At 34.0% G+C, this 21,880-nt stretch carries 21 protein-coding genes and 1 riboswitch; all 21 genes read left to right on the plus strand.

The genetic code is table 11. The features are described from left to right. The first annotated feature begins 9 nt into the window (after nucleotides 1-9). The 21 genes from RH915_RS01280 to pgsA all read left to right on the plus strand — a co-directional run bounded on the left by RH915_RS01280 (nucleotide 10) and on the right by pgsA (nucleotide 21,853). Nucleotides 10-1,257, plus strand: a complete 1,248-nt coding sequence (locus tag RH915_RS01280; protein ID WP_310477443.1) for a peptidase U32 family protein — start codon at nucleotides 10-12, stop codon at nucleotides 1,255-1,257. Between the two features lie 172 nt (nucleotides 1,258-1,429). Then, entirely contained in the window at nucleotides 1,430-3,079 is a 1,650-nt protein-coding gene (locus tag RH915_RS01285; RefSeq protein ID WP_310477444.1) for a peptidoglycan D,D-transpeptidase FtsI family protein, read from the plus strand. 307 nt (nucleotides 3,080-3,386) lie between these two features. Next, nucleotides 3,387-4,094 (plus strand): RNA polymerase sporulation sigma factor SigK, encoded by a 708-nt coding sequence (sigK, locus tag RH915_RS01290; protein ID WP_310477445.1) that lies wholly within the window; start codon nucleotides 3,387-3,389, stop codon nucleotides 4,092-4,094. Nucleotides 4,095-4,454: 360 nt separating this feature from the next. Further along, nucleotides 4,455-4,871: a hypothetical protein gene (locus RH915_RS01295; protein ID WP_310477446.1), complete on the plus strand. Its 417-nt coding sequence runs from the start codon at nucleotides 4,455-4,457 to the stop codon at nucleotides 4,869-4,871. A 408-nt stretch (nucleotides 4,872-5,279) separates the two neighbouring features. Beyond that, the gene (locus RH915_RS01300; RefSeq protein ID WP_310477447.1) at nucleotides 5,280-5,792 is read left to right on the plus strand and encodes a YqeG family HAD IIIA-type phosphatase; all 513 of its coding nucleotides are present in this window, start codon (nucleotides 5,280-5,282) and stop codon (nucleotides 5,790-5,792) included. Beyond that, nucleotides 5,789-6,649: a shikimate dehydrogenase gene (gene aroE / locus RH915_RS01305; RefSeq protein WP_310477448.1), complete on the plus strand. Its 861-nt coding sequence runs from the start codon at nucleotides 5,789-5,791 to the stop codon at nucleotides 6,647-6,649. Before RH915_RS01300 ends, aroE begins: the two co-directional genes overlap by 4 nt. A 154-nt stretch (nucleotides 6,650-6,803) precedes the next feature. Continuing rightward, nucleotides 6,804-7,973, plus strand: coding sequence for a hypothetical protein (locus RH915_RS01310; protein WP_310477449.1), 1,170 nt, complete (start codon nucleotides 6,804-6,806; stop codon nucleotides 7,971-7,973). A 38-nt stretch (nucleotides 7,974-8,011) separates the two neighbouring features. Further along, nucleotides 8,012-8,338, plus strand: a complete 327-nt coding sequence (locus tag RH915_RS01315; protein ID WP_310477450.1) for a PulJ/GspJ family protein — start codon at nucleotides 8,012-8,014, stop codon at nucleotides 8,336-8,338. 19 nt (nucleotides 8,339-8,357) lie between these two features. Further along, the gene (locus RH915_RS01320) at nucleotides 8,358-8,879 is read left to right on the plus strand and encodes a PilW family protein (protein WP_310477451.1); all 522 of its coding nucleotides are present in this window, start codon (nucleotides 8,358-8,360) and stop codon (nucleotides 8,877-8,879) included. A gap of 192 nt (nucleotides 8,880-9,071) precedes the next feature. Then, nucleotides 9,072-9,154, plus strand: a riboswitch (cyclic di-GMP riboswitch). Between the two features lie 85 nt (nucleotides 9,155-9,239). Continuing rightward, nucleotides 9,240-10,925, plus strand: coding sequence for a GspE/PulE family protein (locus RH915_RS01325; RefSeq protein WP_310477452.1), 1,686 nt, complete (start codon nucleotides 9,240-9,242; stop codon nucleotides 10,923-10,925). Between the two features lie 11 nt (nucleotides 10,926-10,936). Then, a complete protein-coding gene (locus RH915_RS01330) occupies nucleotides 10,937-11,992 on the plus strand; it encodes a type IV pilus twitching motility protein PilT (RefSeq protein ID WP_310477453.1) in 1,056 nt (351 codons plus the stop codon). A 21-nt stretch (nucleotides 11,993-12,013) separates the two neighbouring features. Further along, the gene (locus RH915_RS01335) at nucleotides 12,014-13,219 is read left to right on the plus strand and encodes a type II secretion system F family protein (RefSeq protein WP_310477454.1); all 1,206 of its coding nucleotides are present in this window, start codon (nucleotides 12,014-12,016) and stop codon (nucleotides 13,217-13,219) included. Between the two features lie 135 nt (nucleotides 13,220-13,354). Next, nucleotides 13,355-13,765, plus strand: coding sequence for a type II secretion system protein (locus RH915_RS01340; protein WP_310477455.1), 411 nt, complete (start codon nucleotides 13,355-13,357; stop codon nucleotides 13,763-13,765). A 13-nt stretch (nucleotides 13,766-13,778) separates the two neighbouring features. Further along, the gene (locus RH915_RS01345) at nucleotides 13,779-14,084 is read left to right on the plus strand and encodes a competence type IV pilus major pilin ComGC (RefSeq protein ID WP_310477456.1); all 306 of its coding nucleotides are present in this window, start codon (nucleotides 13,779-13,781) and stop codon (nucleotides 14,082-14,084) included. A gap of 28 nt (nucleotides 14,085-14,112) precedes the next feature. Beyond that, nucleotides 14,113-14,880 (plus strand): prepilin peptidase, encoded by a 768-nt coding sequence (locus RH915_RS01350; protein ID WP_310477457.1) that lies wholly within the window; start codon nucleotides 14,113-14,115, stop codon nucleotides 14,878-14,880. Between the two features lie 162 nt (nucleotides 14,881-15,042). After that, nucleotides 15,043-16,116 carry a pilus assembly protein PilM gene (gene pilM / locus RH915_RS01355; RefSeq protein WP_310477458.1) on the plus strand — a complete coding sequence of 358 codons (1,074 nt, stop codon included), beginning with the start codon at nucleotides 15,043-15,045 and terminating at the stop codon, nucleotides 16,114-16,116. A gap of 11 nt (nucleotides 16,117-16,127) precedes the next feature. Next, nucleotides 16,128-16,691 carry a PilN domain-containing protein gene (locus RH915_RS01360; protein WP_310477459.1) on the plus strand — a complete coding sequence of 188 codons (564 nt, stop codon included), beginning with the start codon at nucleotides 16,128-16,130 and terminating at the stop codon, nucleotides 16,689-16,691. Continuing rightward, complete coding sequence (locus tag RH915_RS01365; protein ID WP_310477460.1) at nucleotides 16,679-17,482, plus strand: hypothetical protein; 804 nt, start codon at nucleotides 16,679-16,681, stop codon at nucleotides 17,480-17,482. The genes RH915_RS01360 and RH915_RS01365 overlap by 13 nt, the downstream gene beginning before the upstream one ends. A gap of 261 nt (nucleotides 17,483-17,743) precedes the next feature. After that, nucleotides 17,744-19,951 carry an FtsK/SpoIIIE family DNA translocase gene (locus tag RH915_RS01370; protein ID WP_310477461.1) on the plus strand — a complete coding sequence of 736 codons (2,208 nt, stop codon included), beginning with the start codon at nucleotides 17,744-17,746 and terminating at the stop codon, nucleotides 19,949-19,951. Nucleotides 19,952-19,983: 32 nt separating this feature from the next. After that, nucleotides 19,984-21,324, plus strand: coding sequence for a 30S ribosomal protein S12 methylthiotransferase RimO (gene rimO, locus RH915_RS01375; protein WP_310477462.1), 1,341 nt, complete (start codon nucleotides 19,984-19,986; stop codon nucleotides 21,322-21,324). Then, nucleotides 21,308-21,853, plus strand: coding sequence for a CDP-diacylglycerol--glycerol-3-phosphate 3-phosphatidyltransferase (gene pgsA, locus RH915_RS01380; RefSeq protein ID WP_310477463.1), 546 nt, complete (start codon nucleotides 21,308-21,310; stop codon nucleotides 21,851-21,853). The genes rimO and pgsA overlap by 17 nt, the downstream gene beginning before the upstream one ends. Nucleotides 21,854-21,880 lie beyond the last annotated feature (27 nt).

Raw genomic sequence — 21,880 nt, forward strand, 5'->3', positions numbered from 1 at the left:
AGGGATTACATGGACAAAGTAGAACTGTTAGCCCCTGCAGGAGATTTAGAAAGACTAAAAATAGCAGTATTATATGGTGCCGATGCGGTTTACGTTGGCGGCGAGATTTTTGGTATGAGAGCCGCAGCGAAAAACTTTACCATAGAGCAATTAAAAGAAGGGGTAGAGTTTGCCCATGCTTACGGAAAAAAAGTTTTTGTAACCGCAAACATCATCCCCCACAATGAAGACCTAGATGCCCTACCAGAATACCTAAAAGCTATAGAAGAAATAAATGTAGATGCGGTTATCGTAGCTGATCCAGGTACATTTTCTACCGTCAAAGAAATAGTGCCAAACATGGAAGTACATATTAGTACCCAAGCAAACAATACAAATTATATGACCATAAATTTTTGGCATAAACTTGGTGCAAAAAGAGTTGTGCTAGCAAGAGAACTAGCCTTTGAAGAAATCAAAGAAATAAGAGAACACATTGACAAAGACTTAGACCTAGAAGCCTTTGTCCACGGAGCAATGTGCATGTCCTACTCCGGACGTTGTCTACTAAGTAACTACATGACGGGACGAGATGCCAATCGAGGTGAGTGTGCCCAACCCTGTCGTTGGAACTACCACCTAGTAGAAGAAAAGCGCCCTGGGGAATACATTCAAGTTTTTGAAGATGAAAAGGGAACTTATTTTATGAATTCAAAGGACCTATGCATGATCGAGTACATTCCACAGATTATTCAATCCGGGATTAATAGCTTAAAAATCGAAGGCAGAATGAAAACTTCCTATTACGTTGCTGTTGTTGTTAGGGCTTACCGTATGGCAATTGATGCCTATTACGAAGATCCAAACAGTTGGCACTTTAAACAAGATTGGTTACATGAAATAAAAACCGTTAGTCATAGAGATTTAACAACAGGATTTTATCTTAACAAACCAGATCATACAGATCATATCTATGATAGCAATAAAAGCTATGTTCGAGGATATCAATTTATTGGACTTGTGTTAGACTATGATAAAGAAACCCAAATTGCTACAATAGAGCAAAGAAATCGTTTCTATAGTAGTGATGAGATCGAAATCATAGGACCAGGAAAAGTACAATACAAAACCAAAGTAGGAGAAATGACAGACAAAGAAGGGAATGTCGTAGAAGTAGCACCCCACCCAAAACAAATTTTAAAAATAAAAGTACCCTTTGACCTAAAACCCTACTATATCTTAAGAAAAGAACTTAAAGAAGAACAACAATTAAAATAAACGCTTGTTATCCTGAACTTCTTAAAGAATAATATTTTAAATAAAGCAGTTTCGAATTCATTCGAAAGTAACACCCATCTGGATTTATTCAAAATATATCAAACTTAAATTAAGTACTAAGTTTACCCCCTAGATTATTTGTTAATAATAACAATAGTCAGGGGGTTTACCTATGAGAAAAGAAAGAAAAGAAAAAGAAAGAAAAATGAATACAACAAAAAATAGACTTAAATCAATCGGATATATATCAAGCGCATTACTACTTTTACTAGTGATGCGGTTGTTTTATCTACAAGTGATTATGCATGATTACTATAGCCATATGGCCGATAATCAAAGCGGATACAAAATAAACATAGACTGTGGTCGTGGTAATATATTAGACAGAAACTATAAGCAACTAACGAATAAAACAAATGAAAGAAAGATAATAGTAGACAGAAGAATTTTTAACGCAAGTGAAGAAAATCTAAATACACTAATGCAATTTAGTCCAAGAGAAGAAGTACAATCATTAACAAATAGTGTAAGAGCAACCCAAGAGTTAACATTGCTAGACCCTACAGTCAACTGGAATGATCCGAAAATCATTGCAATGAGAGGGGTTTTTGTTGTTGATAAATTTATAAGGTATGATAGTGATCAATTAGCCCCCCATCTTCTAGGCTACTTACATAATGACACACAGGAAGGTATTACTGGTGTAGAGGCATCTTTTAATCACATTTTGATGGGGGCTCCATATAAACAAAGATTTACCTTAGATGGAAAAAAAAGAATTGTGCCATCCCAAGGGAGTGTTATGGTACATAATGAAGAAATAAGAAAAAACCTACGGTTAACCATTGATCATTCCATACAAGAAATAGCCGAGGAGGCCTTAGAAAAGGAGAACCATAATGGCGCTGTCGTTATTTCCGATGTGACAACAGGAGAAATACTTGCCCTTGCAAGCACACCAAAATTCAATCCAAATAAAACAAATCAGTATAATAATAGGGAACTTATAAACAAAGCAACAAGCCCGTACAGCCCAGCTTCAATATTTAAAATAATTTTAGCTATAGAGGCATTAGAACAAAATCTTGTAACCCTAGACCAAGTCTTCTACTGTAAGGGCGTAGAAGATGGATTTGGCTGTATGGCGCATGATCATGAAGACGGAGAAGTAGCCCTTACCTTCAAAGAAGCCTTTGCTTCATCCTGTAATTCTACTTTTATACAACTAGGAAAACAAATAGGTGGAAAAAAAATTAAGCAGCGAGCCAAAAGCTTAGGATTAGGAGATTTTGAATTAGATGGTTTGGTTAAAATATCAAGTGCACTACCCACTGGAGACCATTTACTTGGCAGAGCAATAGGAAATATATCAATGGGGCAGGGGCAAGTAGAAACAACTCCAGTACAAGTTAATCAATTGATACAAATTATAGCCAATAATGGTGTTAAAAAACCACTTTATATAACAAAAGACATAGTGGACGATGAAAATAATCTACTAGAAGTTTTAGCTATATCTCAACAAGAAGAAAGGGTACTTACCTCAGAAACAACAAATAAAATTCAAGAAATGATGCAGTCAGTCACAAAAGAGGGAACAGGTACAAGAGTAGAAGAATTAGGAGAGGTGACTGCAGGAAAAACTGGCACTGCCCAGCGTGGAGGTAACCAAGAAAATAACGCCTGGTTTGCAGGCTATTATCCAATAGATAATCCTAAATATGCAATTACAGTGTTTATAGAAGCAGGACAATCTGGAAGCAGAGTTGCAGTACCAGTTTTTAAAGAAATAGTAGAAAAGTTAATACAATTGGAATTTTAAAAAAATAAAGATTTTTAATAGATGAACTTGAAAGTCGATAAATTTGAAGCAGGGAAGGTATATTTTTTATATTTATTCGACTAAACCTAATGATGCAATTTCCTCGTGCAAGAGAACAATCTTGCACTTTATTTTTTTATTAAGTACAGAAGTATCTATATTTATTTTAAAACAAATTGAAACATAGACAAAGCATTGAAATTTTAATTGTTCCGTACATGCACACATAACACAATACCCTCATATTATTTTAATATGACCAATTTATTTTTTTCACAATTTTAAAGATATGGGGGGAGATTTTAAAATGTTAGGTGTATTAGTAGGGTTACTACCAGCAATAACAAATCCCATAGTGTTGGCCGTTTCATATATATCGAGCAATACTTCTTTTCCAAAACCACTTTCCAAAGAAGAAGAGGAAAAGTACTTAGCACTTTTTGAACAAGGAGACGAAGATGCAAGAAATATTTTAGTAGAGCGTAACCTACGTTTAGTAGCACATATCGTTAAAAAATATGGAAATGTTGGGTTTGACGTAGATGACCTTATCTCTATTGGAACAATAGGACTAATAAAAGGCATTACCACTTTTAATCGAGAAAAAGGCACCCGCCTTGCCACATATGCAGCGCGGTGTATTGAAAATGAAATCTTAATGACAATTAGATCAAGTAAAAAAATAAAAACAGAAGTATCCTTGCAAGAACCTATAGGCATAGACAGAGAAGGAAATGAAATATCCCTAATAGATGTATTAGGTACAGACACGGATGAAGTTATAAACGAAGTAGAGCTAAAGCTCCAAGTAAAAAAACTCTACGAAAAAATGAAGAGCATACTTAAAAAAAGAGAGCAAATCGTTTTAGAAATGCGATATGGACTGTGCCAAAAAAGCAGTAAAACCCAAAGAGAAATAGCAAAAACCCTTGGCATATCAAGATCCTATGTTTCTAGGATTGAAAAAAGAGCCATAAAAAAACTTTACCAAGCCCTAGAAGCAAACAAAGATTAATGATAATTATAACAAAAATAGCTTCAATAACGGAGGCTGTTTTTGTTTTGGTGAAATAACATTATAAATATTTTTTAAGTCATAACAAAAGTGGCTAAAGAGGGACAATTTGTTATTTATTCAATCATGCCTGATGGAGTATTCCACAAATATCCACAATTAGACAAAATCCCTAGTAATAATGAGGAATCCTATCTAATTATATAATTAAATGTTGAAATTTAAATATTTCCAAGGCAATAAATAGGCCTAAAGTCCAATTATAAATTCCTTTTTAAAATTAAACATAAAAACGTTCTTTTACCAATAATTATGATATAATATATTAAAGATAAAAACATAAAATAAGGAAGTGAAGGCATGAAAAAATCTATAAGAGCTTGTAGGAAATGTAGAAAACCAATACATGAAAAATCCCTTCACGAATACTGTGAAAGCTGCTATAAAAAAATAGAAGAAGTTTTTGAACAAATTAGAGACTATTTAAGAGAATTTCCAGGCGCAACTTCCTATGAAATGGAGCAAAGACTTGGCATACCCGTTCATGTGATAAATAACTTCGTAAAAGATGGCCGTTTAGTAGAAATGCCCAACGAATTTCTCAATATACAGTGTATCAAATGTAATTGTTTGCTTTTATCTGCTTATCACAAATATTGCCCAGCCTGCGAAGTAAAAATGATAAGAGAATTAGACGATGCAAAAGAAGCCCTTACACCAAAACAAATAAATACAAAAGAAAAAGGAAAAATGCACTTTAAATCATTCAATCGATAATATAATAATGTATTGTAACCTTAATTAGGGTCATTCTATAGAATTATGCATGCCGGTTTGTCATTCTGAGCTTCGCGAAGAATATCAATTTAAATTTTGCAGACCCAAAATAGACCTTAGATTGTCATTCTGAGCATCAGCGAAGAATCTCGGTTTTGACTTTATAGATTTAAATTAGATTCTAGCCTGTCATTCTAAGCACCGCGAAGAATCTCGGTTTTGACTTTGTAGACTTAAATTAGATTCTCACTTGTCATTCTGAGCATCAGCGAAGAATCTCGGTTTTGACTTTATAGATTTAAATTAGATTCTCACCTGTCATTCTGAGCACCAGCGAAGAATCTCGCTTCTCAACAAAAAAATACTATAATTACTAATTAAATAAAAATAAACAAAAGAGGTGAAAACATGAAACTACTCACACCCCATATGTACGCAGAATCAATTTTTGACATAAACCTAGAAAAACTAAAAGAAAAAAACATTAAAGGACTTATCATCGACATAGACAACACCCTAGTAGCCTGGGATATAAAATACGCTAATGAAAAAACAACAAAATGGCTACAAAGTCTTCAAAAAGAGGGCTTTAAAGTCTGTCTTGTTTCGAATAACACAGAAAATCGTGTAGTAACTTTCAACGAAGCCCTAAAACTACCAGCCATCCATAGAGCCAACAAACCCAGAAGAAAAGCATTTAAAAAAGCATTAAAAATTCTAGAAACCGACATTGACACAACAGCAATTATTGGGGACCAAATTTTTACTGATATATTAGGGGGCAATCGAATGGGATTATTCACCGTACTTGTTGTACCTATTGTCAGCAAAGAATTCTGGTGGACAAACTTCGTCAGAAAAATCGAAAGACATGTCTTAAGGGTCGTTTTAAAAGATCATATTAAGGAGGGGGACAAATGATAAATATAGACGGAAAAACAAAAACTGTATGCCTAATTGGTAACCCTGTGGCACACAGTTTTTCTCCTTTTATACACAACTTTGGATTTGATTTACATAAAATAAATGCTGTATACCTAGCCCACAATGTTCAAGGTGAAGACCTAAAACAAGCAGTGGAGGGCATAAAAGTACTAGGATACCTAGGTGCAAATGTTACATATCCACATAAAACTGAAATAATCAAACACCTAGATGAATTAACCGAAAGTGCTAAATTTATCGGCGCCGTTAACACCATTCAAAATCAGAATGGAAAATTAATTGGACACAACACCGACGGGGATGGATTTGTTGCAGGACTTAAAAATAAAGGACATAATTTGGACAAGAAGACAATATATATTTTAGGAGCAGGGGGCGCAGCTAGAAGTATAATATTCTCCCTTTGCAAAACCTTTCAGTGTAATATTACTCTCTGTAATAGAAACCTTGAAAAAGCTCAGCAAATACAACAAACCGTTAATGAACACCCAAATCTATTAGGAAAAATAGACACCTGCTTAACCCCAGATCAAATAGATACAAACAAAACAATAGACGTGATCATAAATTGTACACCTATAGGAATGGAAGAAACGATGAATCAAATTCCCTTTGAACAGCATATTACCTTTAATGAACGTATGTTAGTTTGTGACCTCATATATCAACCTTATACAACCAAACTTCTACAAATCGCATTAGATCATAGCGCCAAAGTACACTATGGTTTAGACATGTTAATCTACCAAGGAATCCTATCCTTTGAAATTTGGACAAATGAAACCCTTCCTTACAATGAAATTGATGCATTATTAAAAAGAAAGCTGTATTAAATATAAACAATATTCCTTTGAACTTTCAGATTAATCTTTAATTATGATTGAAATTAAATCATAACCCTGATACAATGAAAGAAAATGTACATATTTCATACCATGTATCGATGGATCATATACATCTAAGGAAAAATATTTGAGGGGGATAAAAATGAAAAAATATTTTTCAAACCAAAGAGGCGCAAGCTTAACCTTAGTCCTAGTAGTGTTTTTAGTACTAAGCGTATTTGCAGCCGCCATTATTAACGTAACCTCCTCTGATCATAAAGAAACCCTATACCAAGAAAGAAATATGCAAGCCTACTATTTAGCCCGTTCAGGCGCAGAGGCAGTAGCCCAAAGAATAATTGATAAACCAGATGAAATTAATAATATTCTTGAAAAAGAAGGAAATGTAGTAGGTGAAAATATTGACATTGAAGTAGAAAAAGATAGCGACAACATCATCATTGAATCAACAGCAACAGTAGAATTTGGTAAAGGTACAACCAGTGAAACTGTGGTTATAAAGTTAATGGGTAAAGGTTCCGAAGGTGAATCAGTTAACTCTGGTTTTGATTATGCAATTGCTACTAGGGGAAATATATTAGGTGCTGGAGTCATCAATGGTAACGTTCGAACACTAGATGGTAATAGAAACAACGTTGAACCAGTGGTAAACGGGGAGGTAGATGGTGGGGAAGTTATTTTCCCTGAAATACCATCCTCAACAAGCTTTGATGAGGATATACATCCAATTAATGAAGAACAGCTTCAGCTCCCAACCCCCACATGGCCTCCAATAAGTGAAAAGAAAATAGAATATCCAAATCATTCGGTGTTCTCAAATTGGGGTTTAGGGGCAGGAACAAAAGTCATCATTGATACAGGTGCTAATAAAAACAATGTGCTTTTTATAAAAATTAATAATTTAGTTAATATAGGAGCTGCATTAGCTGGTGCCCCTATCGATATTGAGGTTACTGGTAATGGAACGTTATTATTAGAAACTAATGGATTTCAAATCACAAATGCCCACGCAAGTATTAGAACAACAGGGAATACAAAAGTTATTCTACACAACAGAAGCAATACTGTTCAGCTTACGGTCGGTGGAAGTGGAGCAAATATAAATATTATTAATGAGTCTAATATAGAGACATTACTTAATACAGGTGGAAACCTAACGGGTTCGATTTATGCCAAAGGGGATGTAAGGATTCAAAGTGGCTCCTCTGTAACACATCCTTCTTTCGGTAATGAAGATGGTGATTTAGAACCAATACCCTCAGGTGATGCAACTATAACTTATTCCCATGATCGAAAGGTTTATATAAATTAGTTTAATTTTAAATCAACCCTGAAAGGAGAATGCCCACCATGAAAAAACAAATGAATCAAAAAGGCCTTACACTAATTGAAGTATTGGTTTCCTTAGCACTTATCGGTCTAATCATGGTGAGTCTCATTCCTATTTTGACCTTTGGATTTAGACATGTTTTTCGTGGGGGCCACCGTACAACCGTAGCATTTGAAGCCCAGCAAGAAATTGAATCTGCCATTAGTGCAGGAACCTCAGATGGCGAAGTTGAATCAATGACAATACGTTTTGGCGACAAAGAAGACGGAAAAATTAAAGTTAACGGAACTTGGATCAAAGAAGGAAATATAAAATACTTTGTACCATTTGTACCGAATGAACAATAAGGAAAGGAGTTAGCCACTTATGTATAAAAAAATTATCAAAAATAACAAAGGCATTACATTGGTAGAATTAATTGTTGCCATGGCAATTGTTTCGATAATTGGTGGACTAACGATTTCCATGTTTTCCTTTGGTATTACAGCATTTAGTAGAAGTGATCAACAGTATCAAATACAATCAGACCTAAGGTTTGCTACCCAATTTATAACAAGGGAAGTAAGGAATGCAGGAAGTGTAGATTTACAGGGAAATATTCAGGATTTCGAACAAGACTTCGAACAAAGCTTGGAACAAGGCTACAATTATATTTATTATAAAAACGGGGAGCTCAAGTATAAAGCATCCACAGGGGAAAAACATTCCTTATTAAAAAATGTACAAATAGATGATCAAGAGATATTTTCTAGTAGTGATAATTTATTAAAAATCGAACTAAATGGAAACAAAAACAACGAAAGCTTTAGTCTGACTACAAAAGTAGCATTAACCAACGCAAAACTAGATACGGAAAACAAAGGCAACGTCATAAAATTTTCGAAGTGATATACAATAACATATTTTACCTATATAAATTCACTTTTTTGAGAAGGGAATCCTACAGCAGTGTAGAATAATATACAAAAAAGAAGCAAAATTCTCAAGGAAAAGCATGCAAAGTATAAATTTTCCAAATAAAAGTGCTTGATATACAAACAACTTGATAAAAAAGTTTGCCTAAAGTATTTTTAATTTGAGGCTAACTTAGGAACAGATGAATCACAGGTGTATTTGGACGCTTAAGCTGTGAGGATGTAGTGGCGTAACCGACCAAAAATACCTAAATGTTTTTGGTTTTTTTAAACAACAAATATCAGAATATTAAACCACTAATATGTTAAAATTCACATCAATAAGGAGGGGCTCATGAACAATTCTAAACGGAAACGATTAGGAGATTTACTCATAGAAGCGGGTCATATTACAACTGAGCAGCTCTACCATGTTCTTCACTTACAGAAAGTAACAGGGAAAAAACTAGGAGAAATCCTAGTAGATGAAAACTTCGTAACGGAAAAACAGGTTGTTGAAACCCTCGAAAGACAGCTAGGTTTTATTTATGTTGATTTAAACCAAACCTTTATCGATCCAGAAATACCAATTTTAATAGATGAAAAATTAGCGAAAAGATACTTTTTAATTGCTATTGATAGAAAGGATAATCAATTAACCGTTGCAATGACAGATCCCCTTAATATTTTCGCCTTAGATGATATTAAAATCGCCACGGGTTTTGATGTAGAGCCGGTAATAGCTACTAAGCAGGAAATTTTATCCGCAATAAATCAGTACTATGAAAAAGACACAGCGGAGGACGCCTTTAAAGAGTTTAAACAAAGTTTTGATATAAATGAAGAAGACATTGACGACGAAACCCTCAGTGAAGTTAACAATGCCCCGATAGTTCGGATTGTTAACTCCCTTATAAAACAAGGGGTAAAAATGAGGGCAAGTGACATACATATAGAACCCTTTGAGGACCATGTAAAAGTCCGGGTAAGAATCGACGGTGACTTACAGGAAATAATGAAGCCAGAAAAATCAACCCACTCAGCTATTGCCACCCGTATTAAAATTATGGGAAAAATGGATATTGCAGAAAAAAGAATTCCTCAAGACGGTCGTATTGAAACCCATGTTGAAGATAAACCCATTGACCTACGTATTTCAGTATTACCAACAGTGCATGGAGAAAAAATTGTTATAAGAATTTCTGACAGAGAAAATTTCAATATGACAAAGGAACAGCTAGGCTTTACAGATCATAACCTAAAGTTATTTGATCATATAATTAAAAATCCTAACGGGATTATTCTTGTAACAGGACCAACCGGTAGTGGTAAAAGTACCACCCTGTATACAACCCTACAAGAAATAAGTACACCAGATAAAAACATTGTTACCGTCGAAGACCCAGTTGAAAATCAAATTAATGGAATCAATCAGGTTCAGGTAAACAATAAAGCTGGTATGACCTTTGCAAACGCACTACGGTCTATTTTGAGGCAAGATCCTGACATCATTATGATTGGAGAAATTCGTGATGCAGAAACCGCACAGATAGCCGTAAAAGCCTCTATTACAGGTCATTTAGTATTAAGTACAATGCATACCAATGATACAGCATCAACCGTAACTAGACTTGTAGATATGGGGCTAGAATCTTATTTGGTATCATCGTCATTAGTGGGTGTTGTTGCCCAAAGACTAGTAAAAAGGATTTGTGAAAAATGCAAAATATCCTTTCAAGCAGATCCATTACAAAAAGAATTATTATATAAACAGGCAGATGAAACAGTAACCTTACATAAAGGTACTGGGTGTCGCCATTGTAACGAAACGGGGTATAAGGGGAGAATTGCTATACACGAAGTGATGGCAATTAATAAAGATTTAAGAATATTAATAGATAAAGAAGCCACAATAGACGAGATTAGAGATGCGGCAGTAAATCAAGGTATGATTACCCTAAAACAAAACTGCGTACAATTAGCACTACAGGGGATCACAACCACTGATGAAGTAATAAGAGTGGCCTATAGCTTGGATTAAGGGGGATACGCATGAATGCTATAGCATTACTAGAAAAAACACTAAATGCCGGTGCTTCTGACTTGCACATAACCGTTGGTGTTCCACCGGTTATCAGAATTAATGGGGACTTAGAACGATTAAAAGAGAATGCATTATTACCAAAAGATACAGAAGATTTGGTAAAACAACTACTGAACCATCAGCAGTTCAAAGAACTAAACGAAAATGGAGAGTTGGATCTATCCTACTCCTTATCTAGTCTAGGCCGTTTCAGGATAAATATGTACAAACAGCGAGGTAGTTACGGTATGGCAGTTAGGGTTGTAGCTGGGAAAATACCCTCCTTTGAGGAACTTAAGCTACCAGATTCCGTAAAGGATTTAGCAAGAAAAAGACGGGGGTTAATTCTAGTAACAGGCCCTACGGGAAGTGGTAAATCTACAACCTTAGCAGCAATGATTGACTTGATAAATAAAGAAAGAAGTGGCCACATATTAACCCTAGAGGACCCTATCGAATACTTACATAAGCATAATAAAAGCATTGTTAACCAAAGGGAAATCGGTCACGATTCTAAAAACTTTACCAATGCCTTAAGGGCATCCCTAAGGCAAGACCCAGAGGTTATTCTTGTTGGAGAGATGAGAGACTTAGAAACGATAAGTATAGCAATTACTGCAGCAGAAACCGGTCACTTAGTTCTATCTACTTTACATACTTTGGGAGCTGCAAAAACAATAGATCGTGTAATAGACGTTTTTCCACCCTACCAACAACAGCAAATAAGAGTTCAATTAGCTTCAGTAATAGAAGGGGTTATATCCCAACAACTAATACCAACCGCTGATGGAGAAAATCGAATTGGGGCCTTTGAAGTGATGATAGCAACAACTGCCATAAAAAACATGATCAGGGAAGGCAAAACCCATCAAGTCGCAAATGCAATTGCAACTGGCTCAAAATATGGGATGCAAACCATGGATAACGTGCTTTTAAAGTATTATCGAAACGCAATTATTACAAGAAAAACTTTTTTAAGCCAGGCAACAGACAAGGAGTTTGCACTTAAATACGGCGGATATTAAAGAAATGTAAGGGGTGAGCTTATGGCAACCTACAAATACAAGGCAATAACTAATGAAGGAAAAAATATAGAGGGTACCTACGAAGCATCAGACCAAGGTCAGGTTGTAAAAATGATAAGGGAACAAAAACAAATCCCTATAAAAATAAAAGAAATGAAAAAACAAAAAGACCTTGAAGACTTCTCCTTCGGGGGAAAAGTCAATGCTAGAGAAATTGCGGTCTTCTGCCGCCAATTTCATACCATGTTAAATTCAGGCGTACCTATTGTAAAATGCTTAGACATTTTGCGAAGACAGACAGAAAACAAAAAGCTAAAAGAATCCCTAAATGAAATTTATGGAGATGTTCAAAAAGGTTTAATACTTTCCGATGCCCTAAAAAAACACAGAAAAGTATTTCCTGACCTCCTAGTAAATATGATAAAATCCGGAGAGCTTAGTGGAAGTCTTGATTCAGTAATAGACCGTATGGCAACCCACTACGAAAAGGAATTTAAAATTAACAACAAAGTAAAAAGTGCCATGATGTACCCATTAATCGTTGCTATTGTAGCAGTATGTGTAGTTATTTTTATGCTGATGTTTGTATTCCCAACGTTTTTAGAAATGTTTGATGGAAGCGACCAGCCACTACCCGGTATAACCCAGCTACTATTAAATATCAGTGATTTAATGAGGGAATTTTGGTACATCTTATTCGGAGGTATTTTCGCAATTGTTTTTGGTACAAAAGCCGCTTATGAAACAGAAAAGGGCAAAAAAAATATTGATGGTTTAATCCTTAAAATGCCCGTGATCAAAAACTCTATGCAAAAAATATACACATCTAGGTTTACAAGGACCCTAGCCACCTTGTTAGCAAGTGGGCTACCCTTAATACAAAGCTTAGATACCTCTGGAGAAATTATCGGCAATGCAGTTATGAGAGATGGACTGATACAAACAAAAGAAGACGTTAGAAAAGGTGCAGACCTTTCAAAAGCTGTAAAAAGAACGGGACTTTTTCCACCTATGGTAGACTCCATGATCCAAATAGGAGAAGAGTCCGGCTCCCTAGACAGCATTCTTCAAGAAACAGCAAATTTCTATGACGAAGAAACCGAAACCGCCATACAAAAGATGGTCGCATTAATTGAACCTCTTATGATCGTTACAATGGCATTAATCATCGGCTTTATTGTAATTGCAATGATCCTTCCGATGTTTGAAATGATGAATACTATATAATTATCTAATAAATAAAAGTTTCGATGTTAAATAAACTTAAACCTTTTGAAAGGGGTGATGCACTAAAGAAAAATTGGCAAGGAAACAAAAGTTTCATTTAGTTATCTAAATTATAATAAAAAGGAGAGATTTAAAATGATTCAAGGAATTCAGAAAAGATTAAGAAACAGAAAAGGATTTACCCTAATTGAGTTAATCGTAGTAATCGCAATTCTTGGTATATTAGCAGCGATTGCAGTGCCAAGACTAGGTTCTTCAAGAGATGCTGCAGCGAACACAACTCATAATGGAAATGTACGTACTCTGCAAAGTGCAGCAATGATGTTTATAGCTGAAGAAGGAACGCCAAGCGAAGAGGAAACATGGAATAAAACCAAATTCGACGCAGATGAGGATGATATGGGCAAAAACGCAAGAAAATATCTTCAAGACTGGCCAGAAGTACCAAGAGGTTCAGAAGCATATACAGAAGATGCTGAATACGAAGTTAAAATTGGTACCAATGGGGATGTTACAGTCACTCCTGAAGCAGCTTCATTGGACTAAATTCATTTAGTAAATGTTAAACAATAAAGGCTTTATCCTAATTGAGCTGGTTATTGTTATTGGTACAATAAGCATATTAGCTTTTTTAGTGGTACCTAAATATGTAGATTATTCTGACTTGGCTAAAGAAAGGGTTGTCGAATCCGATGCTAGGGTTATTCAAGGGGTGGTTGCAGTATACTATGCAAACAATCAAGCGTTCCCAAAAATTTTAGAGGATTTGGAAGCCTATCTTGATGTTAATGGCTTGAAAAACCGGTATAAAGATATTGATTTTGACGCTAATACAGGGAAGGTTACCCTTGTAGTAGACGAATAATAAACTTAAAGTGAGAGGTTGTAAATATATGGAAGAAACTATCTTTATAACAATTGTTGCTATTTTAATAGGTTCATTTCTAAATGTGGTTATTTATCGCATACCTAAAAATGAGTCAATCGTATTTCCAGCCTCTCATTGCTTCAGTTGTAATGCTGACTTAAAGGCCTGGGATTTGATTCCGGTTTTAAGTTACCTATCAACAAAGGGTAAATGCAGATACTGCGGGGAAGGTATTTCCCTGCAGTATCCTATTATTGAACTAATGAACGGTTTGCTTTATTTCCTATTATACCTTCAGTTTGGCTTATCGATACAATTTTTGTTTGTTGCACTATTAACCAGCTTATTATTAGCTGTTAGTGTAATTGACTTGTACCATCAAATTATACCCGATGAAATGGTGTTGTTTGGCATTGGCCTTTGGTTCGCTTATAAAGTATCCAGTTACTTTACAAATGCTCAAATAGGAGTAGTTGATAGCATTGCTGGATTTTTATTAGGTGGTGGAATATTGCTACTCATTGCTATTGTTTCAAAAGGAGGCATGGGTGGTGGTGATATTAAGCTTATGGGAATGCTAGGGTTATGGCTCGGGTGGAAATATACGTTGCTGACCATGTTCTTATCCTTTTTTATTGGGGCTATAATCACCCTTGGTTTACTGGCACTTAAGTTAAAAGGCAGAAAGGATTTTATTCCCTTTGGACCTTTTATTGCAATAGCTGCCTTTCTAATGATCATCTATGGGGATATTATTTTTGACGCATATCTAAAATTGGTTTTCAGTTTTTAAACCATTTTAAATACTTTCAAAGGGATTGAAAGTATTTAATTAAGAAAATAATGTAATGGTGCAGAAACTTTGTCTACATAATATTATTATGTTATTTTCTTAGTTAAATACAATTTTCATTCTTTTGTTAGTCCTATCTTAATATAAAAGGGGGAGTCGATCTTGAAAAGCAAGCTAAAAACCATGCTTGGCAAAGAAATGATTGCGATTGACATCGGAAGCCAATCAACGCAGTTAGTTGAAGGAGTAAAGTTTAAAAAGGGAATTGTTGTTAAAAAAGCTGTTAGCTTCGAGACGCCAAAGGATACTTATGAAAATGGCCATATAATAGATTTTAACAAAGTAAGTAATTACTTAGATAGTAAACTGACAGAGCATAAATTTAAATCTAATTTACCAACGGTTTGCACCCTAGAAAGTTCTAACATTATTACCCGTGAGATTTCACTTCCTTATACAAAACCTAAAGACTTAAGAAGGTCTATTGAATATGAGGTTGGCCAATATTTGCCCGTTGAGGTCAATAAATATGTTGTACAATACAAATTAATAGAAGTATTTTTTGAAAGGGACGTAAAAAAAGCTAGGATTTTAATTGCAGCTCTACCAAGGGACATAGCAGAGGACTATTTTAACTTGGTAAATAGCTTGCATCTAAAACCCCAAGCTTTAGATATTCATTCAAATGCGATAAATCAATTGTTTGATCCAAAATTCGAAATTAATGATGGGATACATATTCAAGATAAAACCCTAGCACTCCTTGACATTGGTTATAACCAGCTAAATGTAATAATTGTAAAAAATGGAATCTTTAAGTTTAGTCGTTTATTAAACATTGGTATTAAAGATATTGATACGAACATTATGGATGCCTTAGGCATTAATATGGAAGAAGCGACAAAAAGGCGTAACCTAATTAGAGATTTAAGAGATAATGCTGATGCTACAGAATATGGAAAAACAATAAAAGCTGCCCAGGATGCTGTTGATTCATGGAACGAAGCAATACAACGGATTTTTAGATACTATACCAGTCGTAGCTCGGAAAATAATATCAATATGATTTATATTTATGGTGGTGCAGTACATATTACAGGATTAAATGGTTATTTAAAAGCTTTCTTTAACCTACCAACTTATAAAATCGAAAAAGTCAATAGTGTTGAATTTAAAAATGATCCGGGAAATATTAGTCCATTCTTAAATTCTATTGGCGCCATAATGGGACGATAGGAGGTAAGAAAATGAAAAACATTAACTTTTTTGAACCATTCTTAAGTAATAAAGAATTACAAACATTTAATATCAAGCGGGTACTAATGCCTGTTGTTTTTGCTATTTTTATACTGATGATGGTATATCCATTACTTAATTTTGTACAAATTCAGTCGATGCGTTCAGATATAACAAGTTTAGAAAAGACCTTAAACAATCCAACTATTCGTGAAAAGTCCACTGTCATTCAAGAGAAAAAAGCACAAAACACGGAAATGAAAAACCAAATTCGTACAATTGCAACGATTGATAATAAAGTGGATGTATTAAATAAAATCGATGAAGATATGTTGTTTGAGTTTAGGAGTTTAATACCGGATCCTGTTGTGCTAACAAGTATGACCTTCGTAGGTTATAACGGTCAGGTGCATGGAATTGCAAGGAATACACAAGCAATAGCAGAATTTGAAAACAGACTAAGAAACAATAATCGCTTTGAACAAATTTTTATACCAAGCATCTCTAAACAAGATTCAGGTTATCAGTTCTCGATATCATTTGTAGCAAAGGATGTGGAATTATGGGAGGAATAAGCATTTCAAAAAGAGAAAAAACAATTTTAATGGCCCTAGGCGTTGTTGTTTTTCTGTGGGGATATAATAACTTAATACTAACCCGTCAAGTTTCACAAGTTACAAATTTATCAGAGGAATTAGCAACAAAAGAAATGGAATATATGGAAATACAGAACAATTTAAATTTGGAGCAACAAATTGAAAATGAGTACGAAAGATTAACGGAAGAAATTATAAAAGCGGCTGAAAACTATTTCACTCATTTAAATCAAGAGGAACTAATTTTATTACTGAATATTTTTTCAAATAAGAGCAATATACAGTTTAGCAACATGGGCTTTACCCAACCAAGGATAGAATACTTAGATGAAGACGAGAATATTCCACTAGAAGTGGTAAGCTTAAGTTTAGCTTATACTGGCAGCAATAGTGGGTTAGATCGCTTAATAAGAGAAATCGAGGAATTCGATAAAAAGATTATGATTAGTCAATTAAGCACTGGAACTGACGACCAAGGCATTTCAGGGAATATGACTTTAGACTTCTATACATTAGGCGAAATAATAGCCTACAGAGATAGTATTTTTGATGAATCCTATCCAACCCTTAACCCAAAAGTTAATCCATTTGCTTCGAACAGTGGAAGAATACAACAAAATGACATGGCTTCAGAAGAACCTACTGAAGATGAGACTGAAACAGATTTGGTAACCGAAGGTGAAGTAGAAGAAAATGAAGAACTTGAAGATGAAGAACGAGAAGATGATCAATCAGATACTGATGAAACCCTGAAAGAAAATGAAGAATAGTTATTGAATCATTAGGAGACAATTTGACGTCACTCCTCTAAAATATGATCTGCGATTATATTTTATGAGTTTGTCGGTTGTCTCATCTTTTTTGAAAAATTGGCTATTGATTTTATCTTCGAAAGTTATATATTTTATAAAATCTAGCAATACTGCTTTTATTTTGTTTTTATTATTGTTTGTAGATTAGTCCATAATAGTGTAAAATATAGAAGGTATAGTGATATTAAAATATACGTTGTTATATTTAGAGGTGATTTTTTGTCTAAAAAAAGAAGCAACATTCACAGAAAGAAAAAAGCAAAATTGACAGGTGAAATACGTGGTCTTATAATTATTGCGATTGGTTTACTACTAACTGCAAGTATGCATAATGGAGCAGGGCATATTGGCGGAGGCATTAGATACCTTCTTCTAGGTTTGTTTTCTAGCCCTGCATTTTTGATTCCATATATAGTGATTGTTACGGGAGTACTAGTATTTACAAACAACTTATTTATTAAAAGCAAAGGGAAACAACTATACTTTTTATTTATATTTTTAAGTCTAACCGTTTTAAAAACCTTAATGGATCAACTGATATTAAATCAACTTTTTAACGATTCATTTACAAATATGCTTAGCAATGCATTTCAATTAGGTACAAATAACATTACAGGTGGAACCTTCGGTGTTACAATTTCATTTATATTAGTGCATCTTTTTGGCTATACCGGGACATATATTATTATCATTACTGGGCTTATTGTGCTAACAATGATAAATTTTAATATATCATTGTTGCAAAACATAAATAAGGTTAATACATATTTACCAAATGTTAAAAAATATTTTATAAAACTTAAAAACAAAGTATTACCCACAAAAAACAATGTAAAGAATACAGAAAAAATAGAAGAACAAAGCGATGATAAAATAGAAGAAAAAATTAAAATTTTAGATTATACGGAAACGAAAAAAGAACCTGTTAAGTCTCAGTCGAAACCAGATATGGTAGATAAAGAAGACAACTTTGAGGATGACTTGGATAATTTACATTCAACACAAGAAATAGAGAATGAGAACTTTAGTTTACCAAGTACAGATTTATTAAACCAATTAGATTCTGAACAACATCAAAAAGAAGATAAAAAAAGTATCCATAAGAAGGCTATAAAGCTAGAAGAAACACTGAAAAATTTTGGTGTACAAGCTAAGATAATACAAGTAAGTAAAGGTCCAACAGTAACAAGGTTTGAACTACAACCTGCTACAGGGGTTAAGGTAAGTAAAATTGTAAATTTAAGTGATGACATAGCCCTTAATCTAGCTGCCTCTGCAATAAGAATAGAAGCACCAATTCCAGGTAAAGCCGCTGTGGGTATAGAAATACCAAACGATAATATTTCAATGGTAACATTAAAGGAAATACTTGATCACGATGAGTATAAAACTAATCGTTTAAATGTTCCCTTTGCTTTAGGTAAAGATGTTTCTGGCAGTCCACTAATAACAGATATTACAAAAATGCCACATTTGCTTATTGCAGGAGCAACCGGTTCAGGTAAGAGTGTTTGTATTAATACATTAATATTAAGTATTTTATATAGTGCTACACCGGAATCTGTACGCTTACTTTTGATCGATCCAAAGGTAGTTGAATTAAACCAATATAACGGGATTCCGCATTTACTTATACCTGTAGTAACAGAACCTAAACGAGCAACAAAAGCGCTAAATTGGGCAGTACAAGAAATGAATCAGCGATATAAGTTGTTTGCTGAAAGTGGAGTAAAGGATATTACAGGCTATAATTCTAAATTTAGTGATAACAAACTACCTTATATTGTAATTGTAATTGATGAGTTAGCGGATCTGATGATGGTAGCATCTAATGATGTGGAAGATACCATATGTAGACTAGCACAAATGGCAAGAGCTGCGGGACTGCACTTAATTATAGCTACCCAAAGACCTTCTGTTGATGTTATAACCGGTGTAATTAAAGCAAATATTCCTTCAAGAATAGCTTTTTCCGTTACATCACAGACGGATTCACGTACTATTTTAGACAGTGGTGGTGCTGAGAAGCTACTAGGTAAAGGTGATATGTTGTTCTATCCAACAGGATTTACAAAGCCATCTAGAATTCAAGGTGCTTTCGTTTCCGAAAATGAGGTTGAAAGAGTCGTTTCCTTTGTTAAAAACCAAGTAGAAAATCCAGGTTATGAGTCAGAGGTTATTGAGACACTTAATGAGAATAACGATAGAAGTACGAAGGAAGAACTAGATGAGTTATATGATGATGCTTTACAAATAGTGATAGAAAGTCAACAGGCATCTATTTCTATGCTTCAGAGGCGGCTAAAAATTGGCTATAATCGAGCGGCAAGACTAATAGATTCTTTAGAAAAGACAGGCATTGTTGGTGGACACGAAGGAAGCAAACCTAGACAGGTATTAGTAGATCATGAGTCTTTAAAAAATTAATATTAAAATGTTATAACGGAAGGAAATTTAAAATGAACTTAAACATATATATGGAATCATTAGGATGTTCAAAAAACTTAGTCGACGCTGAAGTTATGCTTGGGATATTAAATAAGCATGGATATAAATTAACAACAAACATTGCAAACGCCGATGTTATAATTGTAAATACATGTGGATTTATAGAATCAGCAAAACAAGAATCCATTAATAAAATTATTGAAATAGGTAGTTTGAAAGAAGCTAGATTAAAACATTTAATAGTATCTGGATGTTTAGCCGAACGTTATCACGAAGATTTAATAAGTGAATTGCCAGAAATAGATGCCGTAGTTGGTACAGGAAATTACGATAAAATTATTGATATCATTAATGATGCGTTTGCAGGGAAAAAAGTAGTAAAAGTAGGCAATACTGGAAATGACTATGATGAGAGTCTACCAAGGGTATATACAACACCAAAACACACCGCCTATGTTAGAATATCTGATGGATGCGATAATCACTGTACATACTGTATTATTCCAAAATTAAGAGGAAAATACAGAAGTAGAAAAATGGAAAATATAGTAAAGGAAGTCCGAGACTTAGGAAAAAAAGGTGTTAAAGAAATTATACTAATAGCACAAGATACTACTCAGTATGGCGTAGATATATACAATAAATTTAGTTTGCCTGAGTTATTAAATAAATTGAGTAATATTGAAGAAATAAAATGGATACGAATATTATATAGTTATCCTGAAAGAATAACCGACGATCTAATAGAAACAATTGCAAATAACGAAAAAATATGTAAATATTTAGATATGCCTATTCAGCACTGTAGTGATGATATCCTAAAGCGAATGAATCGTAGAACCAGTAAAGAAAATCTAATAAATCTAATAACAAAACTAAAGAAATCTATTCCTGACATAATATTAAGAACTACGTTGATTGTTGGATTTCCAGGTGAGACAGAAGAAAATTTTGAAGAATTAAAAAGTTTTGTAGAAGATGTAAAATTCGATAGATTAGGTGTATTCACATATTCAAAAGAAGAGGGTACGCCAGCAGCTATGTTACCAGAACAGATTGATGAGAAAATAAAAATAACTCGCCAAGAAAATATCATGAAAATACAACAAAACATATCCTTAGAAAAGAATAAAAGTAAATTAGGAAAATGTATAGAAGTATTAATTGAAGAAAAGTTTGATGATAACGATGAATATATTGGTCGAACAAAAGGGGATTCTCCAGAAATAGATGGATTGGTTTATGTAAAGTCAAAAAGACCATTAGAAATTGGACAAATGGTCATTGTCGAAGTGAATCAAACCCTAGAATATGATTTAATAGGAGAGGTTAAGGATGAATTTAGCAAATAAACTAACGCTTTTAAGGATTTTTTTAATACCTGTATTTATGGTATTTCTTCTAAATAGAGTAAATATACCCTATGGAGCTGGCATTGCTGCAGGTATTTTTATACTTGCTGCTATTACAGATGCTTTAGATGGATATATTGCAAGGAAAAAAAATCAGATCACTACATTTGGTAAGTTTATGGATCCGCTTGCGGATAAACTCCTTATTTCTTCTGCTTTAATATCCTTAGTTCAAATGGGAAAAATTTCGGCTATAGTTGTTATCATTATAATCGCAAGGGAATTTACAATTAGTATTTTAAGAGCAGTAGCTGCATCTGAAGGCGTCGTAATTGCGGCTAGTTGGTGGGGAAAAATGAAAACAGTAACGCAAATTGTGGCCATTATAGCACTTCTTATAAACAATTATCCTTTTAGTTACATTAACTTTCCTTTTGACGTTTATATGACATGGGTCGCTGTTTTCTTTACAGTTATATCGGGTATTGATTATATAAGGATCAATAAACATATTTTAAAAAGTGAGTAATTCGCTTTAATATTGTTGACTTTTTGT

Origin of the sequence: Serpentinicella sp. ANB-PHB4 (assembly GCF_031432315.1) — a bacterium.
Lineage (GTDB): Bacteria > Bacillota > Clostridia > Peptostreptococcales > Natronincolaceae > Serpentinicella.

Coding starts and splice junctions, on each gene's coding strand:
- RH915_RS01280 (WP_310477443.1), top strand. CDS start 10: ATGGACAAAGTAGAACTGTTAGCCCCTGCAGGAGATTTAGAAAGACTA.
- RH915_RS01285 (WP_310477444.1), top strand. CDS start 1,430: ATGAGAAAAGAAAGAAAAGAAAAAGAAAGAAAAATGAATACAACAAAA.
- sigK (WP_310477445.1), top strand. CDS start 3,387: ATGTTAGGTGTATTAGTAGGGTTACTACCAGCAATAACAAATCCCATA.
- RH915_RS01295 (WP_310477446.1), top strand. CDS start 4,455: ATGAAAAAATCTATAAGAGCTTGTAGGAAATGTAGAAAACCAATACAT.
- RH915_RS01300 (WP_310477447.1), top strand. CDS start 5,280: ATGAAACTACTCACACCCCATATGTACGCAGAATCAATTTTTGACATA.
- aroE (WP_310477448.1), top strand. CDS start 5,789: ATGATAAATATAGACGGAAAAACAAAAACTGTATGCCTAATTGGTAAC.
- RH915_RS01310 (WP_310477449.1), top strand. CDS start 6,804: ATGAAAAAATATTTTTCAAACCAAAGAGGCGCAAGCTTAACCTTAGTC.
- RH915_RS01315 (WP_310477450.1), top strand. CDS start 8,012: ATGAAAAAACAAATGAATCAAAAAGGCCTTACACTAATTGAAGTATTG.
- RH915_RS01320 (WP_310477451.1), top strand. CDS start 8,358: ATGTATAAAAAAATTATCAAAAATAACAAAGGCATTACATTGGTAGAA.
- RH915_RS01325 (WP_310477452.1), top strand. CDS start 9,240: ATGAACAATTCTAAACGGAAACGATTAGGAGATTTACTCATAGAAGCG.
- RH915_RS01330 (WP_310477453.1), top strand. CDS start 10,937: ATGAATGCTATAGCATTACTAGAAAAAACACTAAATGCCGGTGCTTCT.
- RH915_RS01335 (WP_310477454.1), top strand. CDS start 12,014: ATGGCAACCTACAAATACAAGGCAATAACTAATGAAGGAAAAAATATA.
- RH915_RS01340 (WP_310477455.1), top strand. CDS start 13,355: ATGATTCAAGGAATTCAGAAAAGATTAAGAAACAGAAAAGGATTTACC.
- RH915_RS01345 (WP_310477456.1), top strand. CDS start 13,779: ATGTTAAACAATAAAGGCTTTATCCTAATTGAGCTGGTTATTGTTATT.
- RH915_RS01350 (WP_310477457.1), top strand. CDS start 14,113: ATGGAAGAAACTATCTTTATAACAATTGTTGCTATTTTAATAGGTTCA.
- RH915_RS01360 (WP_310477459.1), top strand. CDS start 16,128: ATGAAAAACATTAACTTTTTTGAACCATTCTTAAGTAATAAAGAATTA.
- RH915_RS01365 (WP_310477460.1), top strand. CDS start 16,679: ATGGGAGGAATAAGCATTTCAAAAAGAGAAAAAACAATTTTAATGGCC.
- rimO (WP_310477462.1), top strand. CDS start 19,984: ATGAACTTAAACATATATATGGAATCATTAGGATGTTCAAAAAACTTA.
- pgsA (WP_310477463.1), top strand. CDS start 21,308: ATGAATTTAGCAAATAAACTAACGCTTTTAAGGATTTTTTTAATACCT.